Below are 1,427 nucleotides of genomic sequence, written 5' to 3'. Positions count from 1 at the left end.
CAGCTTGCCCGAGACGGTAACGCTGAACCCGGAAAAGGCGGCGAATTTTTAAAGAGCAGATGACTTATACGCGACAACTACGTTGACAGTTACCGGCCCCCAGCGGGGTGTCTATCGCCAGCAGGCGGTTTTGTTGCGAAAAATTAGCCATAGACTTCCATGTTCCTTGGTTCAAGAGGCGCCGATACAGCGCAATGTCTCGGGTACTGCCTGCCAGGCCTGTGTCTCTTCATCGAGCTTCAGGTTGAATTCAAAACCGTATTGCCAGGGCGATTCCGGGAATTGGAGTAGTGATATATGTGCCCATCGCAGAATATTCCGATATGTTTCTGCGGCACATCACTCATTACTTTCCGAAAACATAATGCGCAAAACAATAACTTACTCTTTCAGAAGAAAATCGCACTCATCGCAAACATAATATTTAATATCGCCTTTGCAATCTATAGAACCAGTTAAACCAGCACGTATTTTCCAATCACAAACTTCACCATGCTTTTTCATCCAACCTTCTATATAGCAAGGTGCGTAATTATAATGTTCCTGAAGCTCTCGATATGAAACTCTTTTAGCTCTTTCGAAAAAAATCTTTGCTTCCCTATGGTTAAGGTCGACATCGGACACTTCGCATGTATATGGACTACTTGTATAAAAATCTTCCACATAGACATCACTAATGCTTTTGTATGTGCATCCAGTAATTAAAAATGAAATTGAAAGCATTGTTAAAGCTAACTTTATTTCCATTTTGCGGTAGCTGCCTCGCCTGGGTTCTTATATGAGATGTCGGGGTGTTTATAGACATCATCAGCGCTTATTTCAAATTGATCATAAAGAGTTTTAACCAGCCATTTAAGAGAAGAATTTTGCATTTTACTTACTGGTTCATATTTTTCCTCACCCAAGTGCTTACCAACAATTTCAATACCTATAGAGTCACTATTGACAGGATAGCGCTGCGGATAATCTTTCAACCGTTCATGCTTATTGATTGCTTTAATTTGTCTCGACCACGAAAGCGTGAGGATTTTATCCATTTTGCTACTATCACAATCCAATTCAACTACAGACAAACACTTAGCTTTTATCAGTCTACCCACATGATAGCAGCGCTTGTGAACACTAGCCGTCTGATAAATACCACCATTTTTAGCAATTAAGAAATGAGCGCCATTACCACCCGCTTTATAGCTATTAAACGTATGTTTGGCAGTAGGGGCAGCTGTTTGATGAACAACTATTGCACTAACGCCAGATAAATCACCATGTTCTATGGATGGGAATCTGTTCAAGCTGATTTTTTCATCTATAAACATTCCATTCTCATCTAAACCTAGATTCTCAGAATAACCGACACACTTGGACTTAGACAGGAGAGCCAGGCTGGCTGTAGGCTGACTAGCTCTCACACAAGCAACCAGGTGCCA

General features: G+C 41.3%; 2 protein-coding genes. Both read right to left on the bottom strand.

Annotated elements, in window-relative coordinates; genetic code table 11:
* Positions 1-381: 381 nt before the first annotated feature.
* A complete protein-coding gene (locus CLV44_RS17275) occupies positions 382-747 on the bottom strand; it encodes a hypothetical protein (RefSeq protein ID WP_146140038.1) in 366 nt (121 codons plus the stop codon).
* A partial coding sequence (locus CLV44_RS17190; RefSeq protein ID WP_342748504.1) for a peptidoglycan recognition protein family protein occupies positions 738-1,427 on the bottom strand: 690 nt, incomplete at its 5' end. The genes CLV44_RS17275 and CLV44_RS17190, both read right to left, overlap by 10 nt.

It is taken from the genome of Marinobacterium halophilum (assembly GCF_003014615.1).
Classification (GTDB): domain Bacteria; phylum Pseudomonadota; class Gammaproteobacteria; order Pseudomonadales; family Balneatricaceae; genus Marinobacterium; species Marinobacterium halophilum.
This window is presented reverse-complemented; position numbering and strand designations above follow the sequence as displayed.